Origin of the sequence: Wenxinia marina DSM 24838 (genome assembly GCF_000379485.1) — a bacterium.
Taxonomy (GTDB): domain Bacteria; phylum Pseudomonadota; class Alphaproteobacteria; order Rhodobacterales; family Rhodobacteraceae; genus Wenxinia; species Wenxinia marina.
In genome coordinates this window covers 111886-127504 of record NZ_KB902316.1, presented here as the reverse complement: position 1 = coordinate 127504, position 15619 = coordinate 111886, and the positions used below count along the sequence as shown (strand labels likewise).

The 15619-nt window shown below is 72.2% G+C and carries 18 protein-coding genes and 1 pseudogene; 12 read left to right on the top strand and 7 right to left on the bottom strand.

The genetic code is table 11. The annotated features are described in order from the left end of the window. The first annotated feature begins 2 nt into the window (after positions 1–2). From mraY to A37W_RS24480, 3 genes and pseudogenes are all read left to right on the top strand, one after another. Entirely contained in the window at positions 3–1085 is a 1083-nt protein-coding gene (gene mraY, locus A37W_RS0120455; protein WP_018304925.1) for a phospho-N-acetylmuramoyl-pentapeptide-transferase, read from the top strand. Beyond that, positions 1082–1762, top strand: coding sequence for a DUF2161 domain-containing phosphodiesterase (locus A37W_RS0120450; protein ID WP_018304924.1), 681 nt, complete (start codon positions 1082–1084; stop codon positions 1760–1762). The genes mraY and A37W_RS0120450 overlap by 4 nt, the downstream gene beginning before the upstream one ends. A 282-nt stretch (positions 1763–2044) precedes the next feature. Beyond that, positions 2045–2689: pseudogene (locus A37W_RS24480) on the top strand (SGNH/GDSL hydrolase family protein); the annotation flags it as partial. Positions 2690–2760: 71 nt separating this feature from the next. Here the strand turns inward: A37W_RS24480 and metG are convergent. The 4 genes from metG to A37W_RS0120430 all read right to left on the bottom strand — a co-directional run bounded on the left by metG (position 2761) and on the right by A37W_RS0120430 (position 6811). Beyond that, positions 2761–4473 (bottom strand): methionine--tRNA ligase, encoded by a 1713-nt coding sequence (gene metG, locus A37W_RS0120445; RefSeq protein WP_018304923.1) that lies wholly within the window; start codon positions 4471–4473, stop codon positions 2761–2763. A gap of 61 nt (positions 4474–4534) precedes the next feature. Then, on the bottom strand, positions 4535–5281 hold the full coding sequence (locus A37W_RS0120440; RefSeq protein ID WP_018304922.1) for an SDR family NAD(P)-dependent oxidoreductase: 747 nt from the start codon (positions 5279–5281) through the stop codon (positions 4535–4537). 66 nt (positions 5282–5347) lie between these two features. Next, positions 5348–6583, bottom strand: a complete 1236-nt coding sequence (locus tag A37W_RS0120435; RefSeq protein WP_018304921.1) for an MFS transporter — start codon at positions 6581–6583, stop codon at positions 5348–5350. Between the two features lie 39 nt (positions 6584–6622). Next, positions 6623–6811: a hypothetical protein gene (locus A37W_RS0120430; RefSeq protein WP_018304920.1), complete on the bottom strand. Its 189-nt coding sequence runs from the start codon at positions 6809–6811 to the stop codon at positions 6623–6625. A gap of 179 nt (positions 6812–6990) precedes the next feature. Here A37W_RS0120430 and A37W_RS0120425 point away from each other — a divergent pair, with 179 nt between their 5' ends. The 5 genes from A37W_RS0120425 (at position 6991) to A37W_RS23495 (ending at position 10714) form a co-directional block, all read left to right on the top strand. Continuing rightward, positions 6991–8034, top strand: a complete 1044-nt coding sequence (locus A37W_RS0120425; protein ID WP_018304919.1) for an aldo/keto reductase — start codon at positions 6991–6993, stop codon at positions 8032–8034. Continuing rightward, the gene (locus tag A37W_RS0120420) at positions 8034–8357 is read left to right on the top strand and encodes a hypothetical protein (protein ID WP_018304918.1); all 324 of its coding nucleotides are present in this window, start codon (positions 8034–8036) and stop codon (positions 8355–8357) included. Before A37W_RS0120425 ends, A37W_RS0120420 begins: the two co-directional genes overlap by 1 nt. Further along, entirely contained in the window at positions 8342–8875 is a 534-nt protein-coding gene (locus A37W_RS0120415) for a lipocalin family protein (protein WP_018304917.1), read from the top strand. The genes A37W_RS0120420 and A37W_RS0120415 overlap by 16 nt, the downstream gene beginning before the upstream one ends. A 1-nt stretch (position 8876) precedes the next feature. After that, positions 8877–9779 (top strand): EamA family transporter, encoded by a 903-nt coding sequence (locus tag A37W_RS0120410; protein WP_018304916.1) that lies wholly within the window; start codon positions 8877–8879, stop codon positions 9777–9779. Positions 9780–9871: 92 nt separating this feature from the next. Then, positions 9872–10714: a M48 family metalloprotease gene (locus A37W_RS23495; RefSeq protein WP_081617191.1), complete on the top strand. Its 843-nt coding sequence runs from the start codon at positions 9872–9874 to the stop codon at positions 10712–10714. Between the two features lie 13 nt (positions 10715–10727). Here A37W_RS23495 and A37W_RS0120405 read toward each other — a convergent pair whose 3' ends face one another. Continuing rightward, positions 10728–11432 carry an NUDIX hydrolase gene (locus A37W_RS0120405; RefSeq protein ID WP_018304915.1) on the bottom strand — a complete coding sequence of 235 codons (705 nt, stop codon included), beginning with the start codon at positions 11430–11432 and terminating at the stop codon, positions 10728–10730. A 2-nt stretch (positions 11433–11434) separates the two neighbouring features. Next, a complete protein-coding gene (locus A37W_RS0120400; protein WP_018304914.1) occupies positions 11435–11857 on the bottom strand; it encodes a DUF983 domain-containing protein in 423 nt (140 codons plus the stop codon). A 187-nt stretch (positions 11858–12044) separates the two neighbouring features. On the opposite strand from A37W_RS0120400, the gene A37W_RS22585 reads away from it, so the two are divergent. From A37W_RS22585 to A37W_RS0120380, 4 genes are all read left to right on the top strand, one after another. Beyond that, the gene (locus A37W_RS22585) at positions 12045–12614 is read left to right on the top strand and encodes an EF-hand domain-containing protein (protein ID WP_018304913.1); all 570 of its coding nucleotides are present in this window, start codon (positions 12045–12047) and stop codon (positions 12612–12614) included. Between the two features lie 71 nt (positions 12615–12685). Further along, on the top strand, positions 12686–13291 hold the full coding sequence (locus A37W_RS0120390) for an RNA polymerase sigma factor (RefSeq protein ID WP_018304912.1): 606 nt from the start codon (positions 12686–12688) through the stop codon (positions 13289–13291). Then, positions 13284–13631: a hypothetical protein gene (locus A37W_RS0120385; protein ID WP_040754479.1), complete on the top strand. Its 348-nt coding sequence runs from the start codon at positions 13284–13286 to the stop codon at positions 13629–13631. Before A37W_RS0120390 ends, A37W_RS0120385 begins: the two co-directional genes overlap by 8 nt. After that, positions 13631–14131 (top strand): periplasmic heavy metal sensor, encoded by a 501-nt coding sequence (locus tag A37W_RS0120380; RefSeq protein WP_018304910.1) that lies wholly within the window; start codon positions 13631–13633, stop codon positions 14129–14131. Before A37W_RS0120385 ends, A37W_RS0120380 begins: the two co-directional genes overlap by 1 nt. On the opposite strand, the gene A37W_RS22580 is transcribed toward A37W_RS0120380, so the two are convergent. Further along, a complete protein-coding gene (locus tag A37W_RS22580; protein WP_018304909.1) occupies positions 14080–15588 on the bottom strand; it encodes a diguanylate cyclase domain-containing protein in 1509 nt (502 codons plus the stop codon). The genes A37W_RS0120380 and A37W_RS22580 overlap by 52 nt on opposite strands. Positions 15589–15619 lie beyond the last annotated feature (31 nt).

Sequence of the window (15619 nt, the reverse complement as noted above, 5' to 3'; positions counted from 1 at the left end):
CCATGCTCTACTGGCTGACCGCGCTGTCGGACGGCGGCGACGTCTTCAACCTGTTCCGCTACATCACCTTCCGCGCCGGGGGCGCGTTCCTGACCGCGCTCGTCTTCGGCTTCCTGTTCGGGCCGCCGCTGATCAACGTGCTGCGCCGCCGGCAGGGCAAGGGGCAGCCGATCCGCACCGACGGGCCCGAGGGGCATTTTCTCAAGGCCGGAACGCCGACGATGGGGGGGCTTCTCATCATCGCGGCGCTCACCTTCTCGACCCTGATGTGGGCGCGGCTCGACAATCCGTACATCTGGATGGTCCTGTTCGTGACCCTCGCCTTCGCGCTGATCGGCTTCGCCGACGACTATGCCAAGGTGCGCAAGCAGTCCTCGGCGGGGGTCTCGGGGAAGGTGCGCCTGCTGATCGGCTTCGTCGTCGCGGGGCTGGCGGGCGCATGGGCGGCGCACTTCCACCCCGCCGACCTGACCGGCCAGCTCGCCTTTCCGGTGTTCAAGGAATACCTTCTGAATCTCGGCATCCTGTTCGTCCCGTTCGCGATCATCGTGATCGTGGGCGCGGCGAATGCGGTGAACCTGACCGACGGCCTCGACGGCCTCGCGATCATGCCGGTGATGATCGCGGCCGGGACGTTCGGCATCATTTCCTACGCCGTGGGGCGGACCGACTTCACCGAGTATCTCGACGTGCACTACGTGCCCGACACCGGCGAGATCCTGATCTTCTGCGCCAGCCTGATCGGCGGCGGCCTGGGGTTCCTGTGGTACAACGCCCCGCCCGCGGCGGTGTTCATGGGCGACACCGGCAGCCTCGCCCTCGGCGGGGCGCTCGGCGCGATCGCTGTCGCGATCAAGCACGAGATCGTCCTCGCCATCGTCGGCGGCCTGTTCGTGGTCGAGGCGCTGTCGGTCATCATCCAGGTCTTCTACTTCAAGCGGACCGGGCGGCGCGTCTTCCTGATGGCGCCGATCCACCACCATTACGAGAAGAAGGGCTGGGCCGAGCCGCAGATCGTGATCCGCTTCTGGATCATCAGCCTGATCCTCGCGATGATCGGCCTCGCGACGCTGAAGGTCCGGTGATCCGCGAGGCCGACCTCGCGGCGCCGGTGAAGGCGCATCTCGAGCGGCAGGGCTACGTCGTCAAGGCAGAGGTCGGCGCCTGCGACCTGATGGCGGTGCGCGGCGACGAGCCGCCGGTGATCGTGGAGCTGAAGACCTCGTTCTCGCTCCAGCTGGTGCTGCAGGGTGTGGCCCGGCTGGCGCTCTTCGACCATGTCTACCTCGCCGTCGCCGTCCCGCCGAAGCGCGGCTGGGGGCCGCGCTACCGCGACATCGTGGCGCTGTGCCGGCGCCTGGGGCTGGGTCTGCTGGCGGTGAAGGGCGACGCGGTGGAGGCGCATCTCGACCCCGGCCCCTACGCGCCGCGCAAGTCGGCGGCGCGGGCGGGGAGGCTGATCCGGGAGTTCGACCGGCGCGTGGGCGATCCGAACATCGCCGGCACGACGGGGATCAAGCGCGTCACGGCCTATCGTCAGGACGCGCTGCGCTGTGCCGGGCACCTCTCGACGGGCGAGGCCAGCCCGGCGGCGATCGCGAGGGCGACAGGCGTGGCCCGGGCAGGGGCGATCCTGCGGGACGATCACTACGGCTGGTTCGAGAGGGTGGCGCACGGCATCTACCGGCTGACGCCGAACGGGCGGGCGGCCCTCGACGAATGGTCGTGCGAGCTGGCGCGGCTGGCCGAGGCGGCCGAGTAGGGTCCGGGGGCAGCGGGAGGGCGAGGCGCGGGAAACCGAATCGGCTTCAAACGGGCCCCGGTGGCACTGGAACGGGTGCTCCCGGTTCTGATCGCGTCGATCCCGGCTGCCGCGTCGCGCATACCTTCCGGGCATTTGCGAGCACCCGTCATGCCATGGTCCCCTTCCGGAAGGCAATCAGCGGAATCCTGACCTATTGTAGACGCTCCGCCCGCAACGATCATTGCCGCGTCACGCCGGCATGCCATCTTGTCCACCGGCCAATCTGTCCGCGAGCTGCCCATGACCGCCGACATTCCCGCCCGACTGGTCCTTGCCCCCGTTCTCGCCTGGCAGGCGCTGCGCCTGCGCCGGCTTGCCCGCATTCTCCCCGAGGCGGACGGACCCCGCGAGGGTGTCGCAGGACGCGGTCCGCGGCTGCGGGTGCTGATCGTCGGCGACAGCTCGGCCGCCGGCGTCGGAGCCCGGCGGCAGAGTGCGGCGCTGGCGGGACGGCTGGTGTCGGACCTGGCGCGGGATTTCCGGGTGGAGTGGCGGCTGATCGCACGGTCGGGCGCCACGGCGGGTTCGACCCTGGCGGCGCTGGAGCGGGCGGAGCGGGGGCGGTTCGACGTCGCGGTCACGACGCTCGGCGTCAACGACGCCAAGAACGGGGTGCCGTGGCCGCTGTACCTGTGGCGGATGCGGCGGCTGACGATCCTCTTGCGGATGCGCTACGGGGTGCGGACGCTGTACGCCTCGGGCATGCCGCCGGTCTCGGTGTTCCCGCTCCTGCCGCAGCCGCTGCGCTGGATCGTCGGTGCGCAGGTGGCGCGGTTCGACCGGGTGCTGGCGCGGGCGGCGCGGCGGGTGCCGGGGCTGGCGCACGTGCCGCCGGATTTCACGCTCGACCCGCTGGAGCTGGCCATCGACGGCTTCCACGCCGGACCGCTGGTCTACGAGAAGTGGGGCCGCTGCCTCGCCGCCGCCATCCGGGCCGGCGAGGCGCGGCGGCTCGATCAGCCGCGGACGCCGGCGAACCGCTCGGCCCAGGCCGCGCGGTCCTCGTCGGCGATCTTGGCGAACATCACCTCGGGCACGGTGAAGGCATGGCCGGCGGGCAGGGCGCGCAAGGCCTCGCCCACGTCATTCGGCCAGCCGGCGTCCTCCGCGCCGATCGCCTCCAGGAGCCGCGCGGAGGAGAAGGGCAGGAACGGCGCAGACAGCACGGCGTAGAGGCGGACCAGGTTGAGACCGAGGCGGACCTGCATGGCAGCCGTCTGCGGGTCCTCCTTGAACGTGGCCCAGGGCGCCGCGGCCTGCAGGTACTCGTTCCCCGCGACCCAGATGCCCCGCAGCTCGGCCGCCGCCTTGCGGACCTCGATCGCGTCCATGCTCTTCTCGTAGGCCGCGATGCGCCGCGTCAGGTCGGCGAGCAGCGCCTCTTCCCGCGCGCCGTAGGCGCCGCCCTCCGGCACCGCCTCGCCGAACTTCGACCGGCAGAACTTGGTGATCCGGCTGACGAAGTTGCCGAGGACGTCGGCGAGATCCTTGTTCACGTCCTGCTGGAACGCCTCCCAGGTGAACTCGCTGTCGGACGTCTCGGGCGCACGGCTGAGCAGCCACCAGCGCCAGTAGTCGGCCGGCAGGATCTCCAGCGCCTGGTCCATGAACACGCCGCGCCCGCGCGAGGTGCTGAACTGGCCGCCGTCGTAATTGAGGTAGTTGAACGACTTGATGTAGTCGACGAGCTTCCACGGCTCGCCCGAGCCGAGGATCGTCACCGGGAAGGACAGGGTGTGGAAGGGCACGTTGTCCTTGCCCATGAACTGCGTGTAGCGCACGTCGTCCGCGCCCTTGTCGGTGCGCCACCAGCGCTCCCAGTCGTCGCCCTTGCCGGCCTCGACCCACTCTGCGCCGCAGGCGATGTACTCGATCGGCGCGTCGAACCAGACGTAGAAGACCTTGCCCTCCATCCCCGGCCAGGGCTGGTCGCCCCGCTGCACCGGCACGCCCCAGTCGAGGTCGCGGGTGATGCCGCGGTCCTGCAACCCGTCGCCGTCGTTGAGCCACTTCTTCGCGATTGACGTGGTCAGCACCGGCCAGTCCGTCTGCCGGTCGATCCACGCCGCCAGGTCGTCCTTCATCGCCGACTGCCGCAGGTAGAGGTGCTTGGTCTCCCGCAGCTCCAGATCCGTCGCGCCCGAGATGGTGGAGCGCGGGTTGATCAGGTCCGTGGGATCAAGCTGCTTGGTGCAGTTGTCGCACTGGTCGCCCCGCGCGCTGTCGAAGCCGCAATTGGGGCAGGTGCCCTCGATGTAGCGGTCCGGCAGGAAGCGGCCGTCGGTGGGCGAGTACATCTGGTGCTCGGTCACTTCGCGGATCAGCCCGGCGGCGTCGAGGCGGGCGGCGAAGTGCTGCGTCAGGCGATGGTTCTGCGGACTGGAGGAGCGGCCGAAATGGTCGAACGACAGGCCGAAGCCGTCGGCCAGCGCCGCCTGCACGCCGTGCATCTCCTCGCAGTACTCCGCCACCGGCTTGCCGGCCTTCTGGGCCGCGATCTCGGCAGGCGTGCCGTGCTCGTCGGTGGCGCAGAGGAACAGCACCTCGTGCCCGCGCCCGCGCAGGTAGCGGGCGTAGAGGTCGGCGGGCAACTGGCTGCCGACGAGGTTTCCGAGGTGCTTGATCCCGTTGATGTACGGAATCGCGGAGGTGATGAGGTGGCGGGCCATGGGACGTCCTTGGGGATCGGCCGCCTACCTATAGACGGCCCGCCGGTCTGACCAGAGGGGGCTACTGCGCCGTGTAGCCCCCGTCGACGAGGTGGTAGCTGCCGGTGACGAAGCTGGCGGCGTCGGACAGCAGGAAGCAGGTGAGCGCCGACACCTCCTCGGACGTGCCGAGGCGGTGGACCGGGTGCATGCCGGCGATGGCGGTGAGGGTGGCCTCGTCGAGGTTGGCGTCGAGGAGCGGCGTCCGGATGAACCCCGGCCCGACCGCGTTCACGCGGATGCCCTTGGTCGCGTATTCCATCGCCGCAACCTTGGTCAGGCCGACAACCGCGTGCTTCGCCGCGACGTAGGCCGAGGCGGTGGCGAAGCCGACGGTGCCGAGGATCGACGCCATGTTGACGATGGCGCCGCCGCCGGCCTTCTCCATCGCCGGAATGCCGTAGCGCATGCCGTAGAAGACGCCGTCGAGGTTCACGCCCATCACCTTGCGCCAGCCGTCCAGCGGGTAGTTGCCCACCGGCTCGGCCGGGCCGCCGATGCCGGCGTTGTTGACCAGGAGGTGCAGGGCGCCGGTCTTCTCCACCGCGCCCGCGACCATCGCCTCGACGGCGGCGGGGTCGGAGGTGTCGACAGCGTGGGCGAAAGCGGCGTCTCCGATCCCGGCGGCCACCTCTTCGGCCGCGTCGGCATGCAGGTCGGCGACCATGACGCGGGCGCCGCCGGCGGCGAGCTCGCGCGCGACGGCGGCGCCGATGCCGGAGGCGGCGCCGGTGACGATGGCGGTCTTGCCGGTGAAATCGAAAGGCATGGGATCAGCTCCGTTCTGGGACGGGGCCGTTCTGTCACGCGCGTCCGCTCCGGACCTTGAGCCAGATCAATCGCCCGGATCGCGCTGTCGCTCGCGCCCCGTCAGCCGGCCGATCCAGAACGAGGTGCGCGGCGCCCAGACGTAGCGCGTCCGCGCCCCCGGCGCGGGCCGGGCGCGGCGGCGGAAGAGGCCGAAGCCGATCAGCGCCACATGCGCCAGCGAGATCACGACGAACAGCGAGGACGGGCCGAACGCGGCGATCAGGGCGGAGGTGCTCCAGGGCGCGGCGATGGCGCCCACGGCGTAGAAGAACATCATCGCCGCCGACAGCTCCACCCGGTCGCCGTCCGCGCAGAAATCGTGGGCGTGCGCCGTCGCGACCGAGTAGATCGGCACCGTTGTCACCCCGAACAGCGCCGCCCCCGCCATCACGCCGAGCCAGCCGCTCCCGGCCATCCCCACGGTGAGGGCGCACGAGACGACGGACGCGGCCGACAGCCCGATCAGCACGCTCCGCCGGTCGAACCGGTCGGCGAGCCAGCCGGCGGGATACTGGGCCAGCGCGCCGCCTGCCACGTAGGTCGCGAGGAACACGCCGATCTGATCCGCGGCCAGCCCCACTTCGGAGCCGTATATCGGCCCGACCATGCGGAAGCTCGCCCCCGAGATCGCCGAGACGACGACGGCGATGGTGGCCAGCGGCGAGCAGGCCCAGCCGAGGCGCGGCCACAGCCGCAGGGCCCCGCCCGCCACCGGCTGGACCTGCCGCGACACGGCCAGCGGGAGGATCGAGGCGCAGCAGAAGATCGTCAGCAGGTTGTAGGCGATGTAGACCTCGAGGTTCGCCAGCGCCCCGATCATGAACTGCGCCGCGAACGAGGCCGAGACGTCGACGACCCGGTAGGTGCCCATCGCCCGCCCCCGCGTCTCGTTCGTGACCGCCGCCTGCAGCCACGCCTCGATCACCGTGTAGCAGCCGGCGATGCACACCCCCGACGCGATGCGGAAGATCGTCCACGCCCAGGGGTCGGCGACCAGGACGTGCGCGGCGAGGCCGATGGCGCCGAGGGCGGTGCAGCTGGCGTAGGCGCGGGCATGGCCGACGGTGCCCATCAGGCGCGGCGCCCACCAGCAGCCGAGGAAGAAGCCGAGGAAGTGCGCCGAGCCGAGGATGCCGACCTCGCCCGGGGTGAAGCCCTGTGCGAGGCCGACGAGCGCGTCCAGCGGCCCGACGCCCCCCGACGACAGCTGCAGGAGGATCACCGAAAGGAACAGGGGCGCGAACGTCAGGAGCAGCCGCATGGGCGGCAGAGAACTCCGTCGGACGGGCGGGCGCCAGCCTTATTCGGCCTCGTCTCCCGCCTCCGCCGGCCAGGCGAGCATGGCAAGTCCCCCGATGACCAGCGCGATCAGCGGGGCGAGCGGATCGGGGCCGACCGCGACGAGGCCGAGGACCGCGCCCGTCGCCGCCGCGGCGGCGATACCCAGCGCCGGTCCCCGGCCGCCCCGGTCGGTCCTGTCCTTGCGCATGCCCGTCTCCCGTTCCCTCGCGACCGATCCCGCCGTCCGATTCGGGCAGGGATGGGGCAGGGCAGGGCGGCTCCCGGATCGCACCGCGCACGATGCAGCCGGGCCACGCTTCCGCCCTTGTGCCCGGACCGCCCGCCGCTAGGCTGCGCCCTCGCCGCGACAGACGAAGGGACGAGACGATGGACAGGACGACGTTGGGCCGCAGCGGGATCGAGGTATCGGCCTGGTGCCTCGGCACCATGACCTTCGGCAACCAGACCGAGCAGGACGCCGCGCACCGCCAGATTTCGATGGCGCTTGAGGCCGGCATCGACTTCCTCGACGCGGCCGAGATGTATCCCGTCGCCCCCGTCCGGGCCGAGACGGTGGGCCGGACCGAACGGATCATCGGCAACTGGCTGGAAGAGACCGGCCGCCGCGACGACGTCGTCATCGCGACCAAGGCGACGGGACCGAACGGCGGCATGGTGCGCGACGGCGCCGGCTATTCCGGCGCGACCCTGCGCGAAATCGTCGAAGGATCGTTGCGGCGGCTGCGGACGGATCGGATCGACCTCTACCAGCTGCACTGGCCCGAGCGGGGCAGCTACCACTTCCGGCAGAACTGGACCTTCGACCCGCGGGGGCAGGACACGGGCGAGGTCGCCGACCACATGGACGGCATGGTCGAGACGCTGAAGGCCCTCGTCGCCGAGGGCAAGATCCGCGCCTTCGGCCTGTCGAACGAGACCGCCTGGGGCACGATGCAGTGGATCGCCCGCGCCGAGGCCGCGGGCGGACCGCGGGTCGCTACGGTGCAGAACGAATATTCGCTGCTGGCGCGCCTCTACGACACCGACATGGCCGAGATGGCGCACCACGAGGACGTGACGCTGCTCAGCTTCTCGCCCCTGGGCGCGGGGTTCCTGACCGGCAAGTACCGTGGCGGAAAGGTGCCCGAGGGGTCGCGCCGGTCGCGGGTGCCGGACCTCGGCGGGCGCGTGAGCGACCGTGTGGACGGCGCGGTCGAAGCGTATGTCGGGGTCGCGCAGAAGCACGGGCTCGACCTCGTGCACATGTCCCTCGCCTGGCAGCGGACGCGGCCGTTCCCCGTGGTGCCGATCATCGGCGCGACGACGGTGGAGCAGCTGCGCCGCATCCTCGCCGGGGCGGACGTCGCCCTGTCCGACGAGGTGCTCGCCGATATCGACGCGGTCCACCGCGCCCATCCGCTGCCCTACTGATGCGCGCGCTTCTGGTCCTGCTGGCGCTCGCCGCCGGCCCGGCCGCGGCCGAGGACTTTCCCTGGACCGGCCGCTGGGGCGGCTGGGAGTGCCGGGACGAGGTGATGATCGGCTCCGCGGACCTCGGGCGGGACGGCGGTTTGTGCACGACCACCGCGATCGTGCCTCTGGGCGCGACGGGCGCGGTGGCGCTGCGGCTCGACTGCGGCGGCGCGGTCGAGGACGTGGTGCTGATGTACAACCAGGAACGTGACGCGCTGTGGCTGTGGGAGTCGCCGGACCAGATCGCCCCGCGCCGCCTGCGCCGGTGCGACGCGCCGTGATCCGCGCGCTCCTCCTGACGCTCGCCCTCGCGATCGCCGCCTGCGGCCGGACCGCCCCGCCGGCCGAGGCGCCGTCGTTCCGGCGGGGGGGCGAGCCCATCGCCTCGGCCGCGATCTTCGACCTCGAGCGGGCGCATGGGTTGTGGCACGTCGTGGCCCGTTTCCCGAACCCGGCGGAGGCGGGGCGGACCGGCGATACGGTCAGCCTCCTCGCGCCACTGGCGGGCGGCGGCGTCACGTTCCAGCGCGACTGGAACGGCGGGTCGGGCTACGTGCAGGCGTCCTCTCCGATGCCGGGCCGGTTCGTCCTGACGCCCACGGCCGCGATTCCGGCGGCGCAGCTGTGGGTCCTGTGGGTCGCCGGCGATTACGAGACGCTGGTGATCGGCACGCCGGACGGCACGCTCGGCTGGGTGCTGAACCGCCGCCCGGACATCTCGGCCGAGCGTCTCGGCGTCGCGCGCGAGATCCTCGACTTCAACGGCTACGACGCCACCCGGCTCCAGCGCACGCCCTGAGATGGAGCCGTGGGTCTGGGTCACCTTCGCCGCGGTCACCGCGCAGACCGTCCGCTTCATGCTGCAGAAGCAGCTGAGCTCGGGCCGCCTGTCCGCCTCCGGCGCGACGTGGGCGCGGTTCGTCTACTCGGTGCCCTTGGCGGCGCTCGCGCTCGTCCTCCACGGCCGGGCGAGCGGCCAGCCGCTGCCGGTGCCGCCCGCCGGCTTCTGGCCCTGGGCCGTGGCCGGCGGGGTGACGCAGATCCTCGCCACCGTCTGCATGATGCTGCTGTTCCGTCGCCGCAACTTCGCGGTCGGCGTCACCTTCAAGAAGACCGAGGTGATCCTGTCCGTCCTCGCCAGCCTCGTCCTGCTGGGCGAAGGCGTCAGCGGGCCGGCGTTCCTCGCCATCTGCGTGGGCCTCGTGGGCGTGCTCCTGCTGTCCGACATGCCGGGGGGGACGGCGCGGGGACTGCGGCGCCTGTGGAACGTCTCGGCCGGGCTCGGCCTCGCCTCGGGGCTGTTCTTCGCGCTGTCGGGCGTCGGCTACCGTGCGGCGACGCTGGCGCTGCCGTCGGGGGACGCGGGGCTGCGCGCGCTCACGGGCCTCGCCTGCGTGACGGCGGTGCAGACGGTGCTGCTGGGCGTCTGGCTGCTGTGGCGCGAGCCGGGAGAGATCGGGCGCGTCTTCGGCGCCTGGCGGATCGCGGCGCTGGTGGGGCTGACGTCGGCCATCGGCTCGGGCTGCTGGTTCGCGGCCTTCTCGCTGCAGAAGGTCGGCTACGTGAACGCGGTCGGGCAGGCGGAACTGATCCTGTCCCTCGCCGTCTCGGCCCTCGTCTTCCGCGAGCGGATCACGGCACGGGAGCTGACGGGCGTCGCCGTCCTGACGGTCTCGATCGTCGCGCTGATCCTGCTCACCTAAATCTGCCTCAGAATCATCACGATCCCGCACCATCCGTGAATTTTCGTGTTCAGGACTGAATAGTTGGTCGTTGCGAAAGAGATGGAGTGAAGATGAGACTTGGTAATTTGGCCACGGGGGCGTCGGCGCTGTCGATGATGTTTCTGACGGCATGTGGGACGACCTATACGGTTCCTGCGCCGGGGGAGACGAGCCTCAGTCAAGCGCGAGCGATGTTCGCTCAGGAACGGGAGCTGGGCAGCGAAATTCGGCCAACAGTCGGTTCCGCCCATGCCTTGCGGCAATTTGAGCGTGTCATAGCGCGTGTCGAGCCTGCTGCGGAAGCATTCTGTCGCTCGCAAACGACTGATCGGCCTAGCTTTAACTGCGACGTACATATCATCGTCGACCATGAACGAAGCGACCGCAACGCCTACCAGACCTACACCAACGACGGCAGCGTCATTGTCGCGTTTACCGTCCCCCTGATTGCCGATGCCCGCAATGAGGACGAGTTGGCTTTTGTTCTCGGACATGAGGTAGGTCATCACGTCGGCCAACACATCCAGAAGAGCAGACAGCAAGCTATGGCTGGCGCGCTGATCATGGGGGCACTGGTGGCCTATGGTCAGGCTCAGGCGAACGCTGCTAATCCGTATCGGTATACCGGCAATGACAGTGCGAATATGCGCAACGCGATGGACTTGGGTGCTGGACTGGGAGACATGGCATTCAGCCAGACCTACGAACTCGAGTCTGATATGATCGGCACCTATATCGCCACCTCCGCCGGATATGATCCGATCGTAGGTGCCCGCTTCTTTGCAAGGCCGGAGGAGCCTGTGACTCCTCAAGGTGCCAGGTCCTTCTGGGGGACACATCCGTCGGATGAAGTCCGGCTTGCTACGGTTATAGAGACGGTCGGACAGATCCGGGCCACAGCGTCGCAACCATAGAGCGATCGGAAGATCAGATAGTGTCGAGCGGCCGCCGCCCGTTGAGACGGGTCACCAGGTGCCGCTCGGCATCGTCGAAGTAGAACGGAACCGAGGGTGGCGGGCCGGGCTCGGTCAGGCGGGCGGCGATCTCGGCGAGGGCGACTTCGGTGATGAAGGGCAGGTCGAAGGACCGCGCCTTGGCCAGCGGCACCCACTGCAGGTGCGCCAGCTCGTCCTCGGCGCGCGTGAAGTCGTCCGGGTCGGTGGCCAGCGCCTCCGCCTCGGCCACGAAGAAGCGGGCGTCGAAGCGGCGGGGGCGGCCGGGCGGCGTGATGGCGCGGAACACGAAGGTCAGCGCGCCGAAATCGGGCCGGTGGCCGGTGGCGGCGAAGCCGCGCCAGCCCTTCGGCGGGTCCGGCCAGGCCGCGCGGCGGCCGAGGACCTGTCCCGTTTCCTCCCACAACTCGCGCACCGCCGCGGCGGCGAGGGCGTCGGGCGAGAGGTCGACCCCCTCCGCAAGTCGCGCGCGGCAGAGGTCCGTGAGGGGACGGGCCGGCTCGATCCCGGTATCCGCACGCGCGTCGACGGCGCCGCCCGGAAAGACGAACTTGTTCGGCATGAAGGCCGCCGCGGCGCCTCGCTGACCCATCAGGACCGCGGGCGCCGTCATCCGGTCGCGGATCACGATGATCGTGGCGGCATCGCGAATCGCGTCCTTCCGGTCGCCGTCGGCCACGGTCAGGCCGGACGGCTGAAGCCGTGCATCCGCTTGGCCCACTGGATGCCCACGACCACGCCCTTGAGCCGAGGCAGCAGATACAGCGACAGCGCCACCGCCGCGACGGCGAAGAGCGTGCCCATCACCATCGGGTCGGGCCGCAGGCGGGTGAAGACGACGTGGATGAACGGCACCAGCAGGTGGCCGACCACGAGGATCGTCAGGTAGGCGGGGCCGTCGTCTGCGCGGTGGTGGCCCAGCTCCTCGCGGCAGACGGGGCAGCGGTCGGCGACCTTGAGGTAGCCGTCCATCAGCGGACCCTGCCCGCAGCTCGGACAACGACGGCGGAAGCCGCGCAGGACCGCCGTGCGGGTGTCGCGCGGAGCCTCGTCGTCCACCCGGTGGGCGGCGTCGATCTGGTGCGTCATGGGGGTCTGATCCATCCGGCGAACATGGCCTTCGGCGCGACGTTTGGGAAGGGGCGGCCGTGCGGTTGCGGCGCCGTGTCGCGCGGAGCCGCAGGCGGGCGCAGGATTTTGCCCCGACGCTGCGACGGAAGCCGTGGGACCGACCGTATCAGGTCCGACATCGGCCGGAAGGGTCGGTGCGGGACCCAAGGAAGGACCTGACATGACACGGATCGCATTTCTCACCACCGTCGCCGCCGCCTGCCTGGCCGTGACGGCCGCCACCGCGCAGGAGGCGAACGCCCCGGACGCGCCGGGTCCGGCCGCCCCGCTGGCCGGCGACATTGGGCCGATGGGTCTCGACTTCGCCACGCTCGATGCCGACGGCGACGGTCTTGTCACGCAGGACGAGCTGGACGCCGCCGCCGCGGCCCGCTTCGCCGCCGCCGACGCGGACGGCGACGGCGCGCTGTCGGTGGACGAGATGGTCGCGGCCGCCGAGGCCCGCGCGGCCGAGCGGCGGGCGGCGATGATGGAGGCGATGGTCGCGCGCATGGACGCCAACGGCGACGGCCTGCTGCAGCCGGACGAGATGGCGCCGGCGACGACGGCCAGCGAGCGGATGCTCGCCCGTCTCGACAGCGACGGCGACGGCGCGCTCAGCGCCGAGGAGGCGCAGGCGATGCGCGACCGCATGGCCGGCGGCTTCGGCCCCCGCCGGGGCGAGCACGGCGAGCGCGGCCGGCACGGCGAACGCGATGGCTGGCGCGGCTGGTTCGGCCCGCGGGGCTGACCCGGTCCTGGGGAGGGGCATCCGCCCCTCCCCGTGGACGGGAGGGGCCGGCGCGACTAGCACGGGGACCGATGAGCACGTCACCCACGGCGACAGCGGAGGCGACGGCCGCGCCCTTCGATCCCGAGGGCGCGTGGCTGGTCGCCTACGCGAACGGCGACCCGGACGCGGCGCGCGTCCTGACGGCGGCGCTCGGCCCCCGGGCCTACGCCCAGGCGGCCCGGATGCTCGCCGACCGGGCCGAGGCCGAGGACGTGGTGCAGGAGGCGATGATGCGGCTGTGGCGCATCGCGCCGGACTGGCGGCAGGGCGAGGCGAAGGTCTCGACCTGGCTGTACCGGGTGGTGGCGAACCTCTGCACCGACCGGCTGCGCCGGCGCGGGCGGGGGGTGCCGCTGGACGCGGTGCCGGAGCCGCCGGACGACGCGCCGACGGCGGCGGCCGGGATGCTGGAGAGCGCGCGGCACCGGGCGCTGGCGGCGGCGCTGGCCGAGCTGCCGGAGCGGCAGGCGCAGGCGGTCACGCTGCGGCACCTGGAGGGGCTGTCCAACCCCGAGATCGCCGCGATCATGGACATCGGGGTCGAGGCGGTCGAAAGTCTGACCGCCCGGGGCAAGAGGGCGCTCGCGGCCATCCTGGCCGGCCGGCGCGAGGAACTGGGATGGACCGATGAGTGAGCGGGACCGGGTGACGGCGGACGAGGCCGCGCTGGAGCGGCTGCTGGACGAGGTGGCGGCGGCGCGGCCGGCGCCGCCGGACGATTTCATGACGCGGCTGCTGGCCGAAGCCGAGGCGGCGCGGCCGCGGGCCGCCGTGACGGTGGGTCCGGCCCGCGCGGGGCTGCGCGGCTGGTTCGCGGCGATCGGCGGCTGGCCGGCGCTGGGCGGTCTCGTCGCGTCGACCGTGGCGGGCGTCTGGATCGGCGCCGCGCCCCCGTCCGCTCTCGATGGCTACCTCACCGGCAGTCTCAGCGTCGACATCCTGCCGGACGGCGTGACACTTCTGGAGGACAGCTGATGGCCGATGCCGCCCCGCCGCCGCCCGGCGTGCCGCCGCAGCGCCCGCCGCGCCGCGCCCTGCGCGTCGCCCTCGCCCTGTCGCTGATGGTCAACCTGCTTCTCGTCGGCCTCTTCGTCGGCCTGCTCGCCTCCGGCCGCGGTCCGGGAGGCGGGCCGCGCGGGTTCGAGCTGGCCCTCGGGCCGCTGACCGCGGCGATGCCGCCGGAGGAGCGGGGGCGTCTGCGCGACCAGCTGCGGGGCAACGAGCGGGTGCGCGACCTCGCCGGAGCGGGGCGCCGCGCGGCGGTGGCCGAGCTCGCCGAGGCGATCCGGGCGGAGCCCTTCGACCGGGCCGCCGTCGCGGCGCGTATCGACGCGCAGGTGGCGCGGCTGACGGCCCTGCAGGAGGTGGCGCGGACGGCCTGGCTCGACCGGGTCGCCGGGATGTCGCCCGAGGACCGCGCGGCCTACGCCGATCGGCTGGAAAGCCAGTCCCGCCGCGGGCCGCCGGGCGGCTGAGCCGCCACCGCGACGCGCACCGGATGGCGCGGCGCCGTCGCCGTCGGGTCGGACCAGAGGCAGATCCGGTCGCGGCCGTCCCGCTTGGCCGCATACAGCGCGGCGTCGGCGCGGCCGAACAGCCGGTCGCCCTCGTCGCCTTGGCCGATGGCGAGGCCGGCCGAGATCGTGACCGACACCGAGGCAGCGGGGTTCGCGCACATCTCGTTCGAGACCTCGACCTCGCGGTCGGCGACAGCGGCGCGCAGCCGGTCGGCGAGGTCGCGTGCGGCCGCGGCGCCCAGGCCCGGCGCGGCGACGAGGAACTCCTCGCCGCCGATCCGCGCGAACAGGTCGCCCGGGCGCAGCGCCGCCGCCATCCGCCCCGCCACCTCGATCAGCACGCAGTCCCCGGCGACGTGGCCGTGCCGGTCGTTCACCGCCTTGAAGTGGTCGATGTCGAGGACCATGACCGCGAGCGGCGCTCCGGGGCCCGCGGCCCGGGCCATCCCGCCCAGCGTGGCCATCGCGAAGCGGCGGTTCGCGATTCCGGTCAGCGGGTCGGTCACCGCCGCCTGCAGCCCGTCGCGGACCTTGTCGCGCAGCCGGTCGTGCACCCGCTTGCGGCGCAGCAGGCCGTCGATCCGCCAGGACAGCTCGGCCGTGCCGACGTCGGCGGTCACCAGATCCCCGGCGCCGAGGTCGAGCGCCATGACGGCGAGGTCGGTGGCGCCCGGCGGCACGATGGCGAGGATCTCGGCCTGGCGCCGGCCGCCCTGGGCGCGCACCTCGGCGATGGCGCGGAACAGGGCGCCGGGGGACAGGCACCCGCCCGAGGCGGCGAGGCGGCCCGCGGCGTCCGGCCCGGCCGCACCGCCGGCGGCGTCGAGGAGCACGACGTCGGCCTTCTGCCGCGTCAGCTCCGCCGGATCGCGCAGAAGCTGCGCCCGCCGGCCGAGCCTGCCGATCACCTCGGCGAGGGCGGCCGGCGGCGCGCCGGACGGGCCAGCCAGAACCGCGACGCGGCCGGGGGCGGCGAACGGTTCGGCCTCGTCGCCGAAGCCGAGGGCGCGGGCGGCGGCGTCGTGCGGGCGCAGATCCTCCAGTTCGTCCCGGCGCCGCAGGAGGCTGCGCAGGCGCGCGACCAGAAGGGCGGGATCGACGCCGGCGGGAAACGCCTCGTCCGCGCCGGCCTGCAGCGCGGCGAGGCGGGCGGCGGTACCGCCGTCGCCGCCGACGGCGACGATCGGCAGGGCGCGGGTCCGCGGCGCGGCCCGAAGCTCGGCCAGGAGGTCGTGGCACGCGGCACCCTCTCCGACGCCCACGGCGACGAGGTCCGGCAAGCCGTCGCGCAGGGCGCGCCGCGCCGCGTCCGCACTGTCGCAGGTGCGGACGTCGAACCGCGCGGCCGAAAGGTCCGCCGCCCCCAGAATGCGGTTCGTGCAGACGCTGTCGACGACGAGGATCCTGCGAGACATGGTCGGCCTGCCCTGTAACTTTCGTGTGGTC

Coding starts and splice junctions, on each gene's coding strand:
- A37W_RS0120430 (WP_018304920.1), bottom strand. CDS start 6,811: ATGCGCAAGGACAGGACCGACCGGGGCGGCCGGGGACCGGCGCTGGGT.
- A37W_RS23495 (WP_081617191.1), top strand. CDS start 9,872: ATGAGACTTGGTAATTTGGCCACGGGGGCGTCGGCGCTGTCGATGATG.
- mraY (WP_018304925.1), top strand. CDS start 3: ATGCTCTACTGGCTGACCGCGCTGTCGGACGGCGGCGACGTCTTCAAC.
- A37W_RS0120435 (WP_018304921.1), bottom strand. CDS start 6,583: ATGCGGCTGCTCCTGACGTTCGCGCCCCTGTTCCTTTCGGTGATCCTC.
- A37W_RS0120400 (WP_018304914.1), bottom strand. CDS start 11,857: ATGGATCAGACCCCCATGACGCACCAGATCGACGCCGCCCACCGGGTG.
- A37W_RS0120410 (WP_018304916.1), top strand. CDS start 8,877: ATGGAGCCGTGGGTCTGGGTCACCTTCGCCGCGGTCACCGCGCAGACC.
- metG (WP_018304923.1), bottom strand. CDS start 4,473: ATGGCCCGCCACCTCATCACCTCCGCGATTCCGTACATCAACGGGATC.
- A37W_RS22585 (WP_018304913.1), top strand. CDS start 12,045: ATGACACGGATCGCATTTCTCACCACCGTCGCCGCCGCCTGCCTGGCC.
- A37W_RS0120440 (WP_018304922.1), bottom strand. CDS start 5,281: ATGCCTTTCGATTTCACCGGCAAGACCGCCATCGTCACCGGCGCCGCC.
- A37W_RS0120380 (WP_018304910.1), top strand. CDS start 13,631: ATGGCCGATGCCGCCCCGCCGCCGCCCGGCGTGCCGCCGCAGCGCCCG.
- A37W_RS0120390 (WP_018304912.1), top strand. CDS start 12,686: ATGAGCACGTCACCCACGGCGACAGCGGAGGCGACGGCCGCGCCCTTC.
- A37W_RS0120425 (WP_018304919.1), top strand. CDS start 6,991: ATGGACAGGACGACGTTGGGCCGCAGCGGGATCGAGGTATCGGCCTGG.
- A37W_RS0120385 (WP_040754479.1), top strand. CDS start 13,284: ATGAGTGAGCGGGACCGGGTGACGGCGGACGAGGCCGCGCTGGAGCGG.
- A37W_RS22580 (WP_018304909.1), bottom strand. CDS start 15,588: ATGTCTCGCAGGATCCTCGTCGTCGACAGCGTCTGCACGAACCGCATT.
- A37W_RS0120420 (WP_018304918.1), top strand. CDS start 8,034: ATGCGCGCGCTTCTGGTCCTGCTGGCGCTCGCCGCCGGCCCGGCCGCG.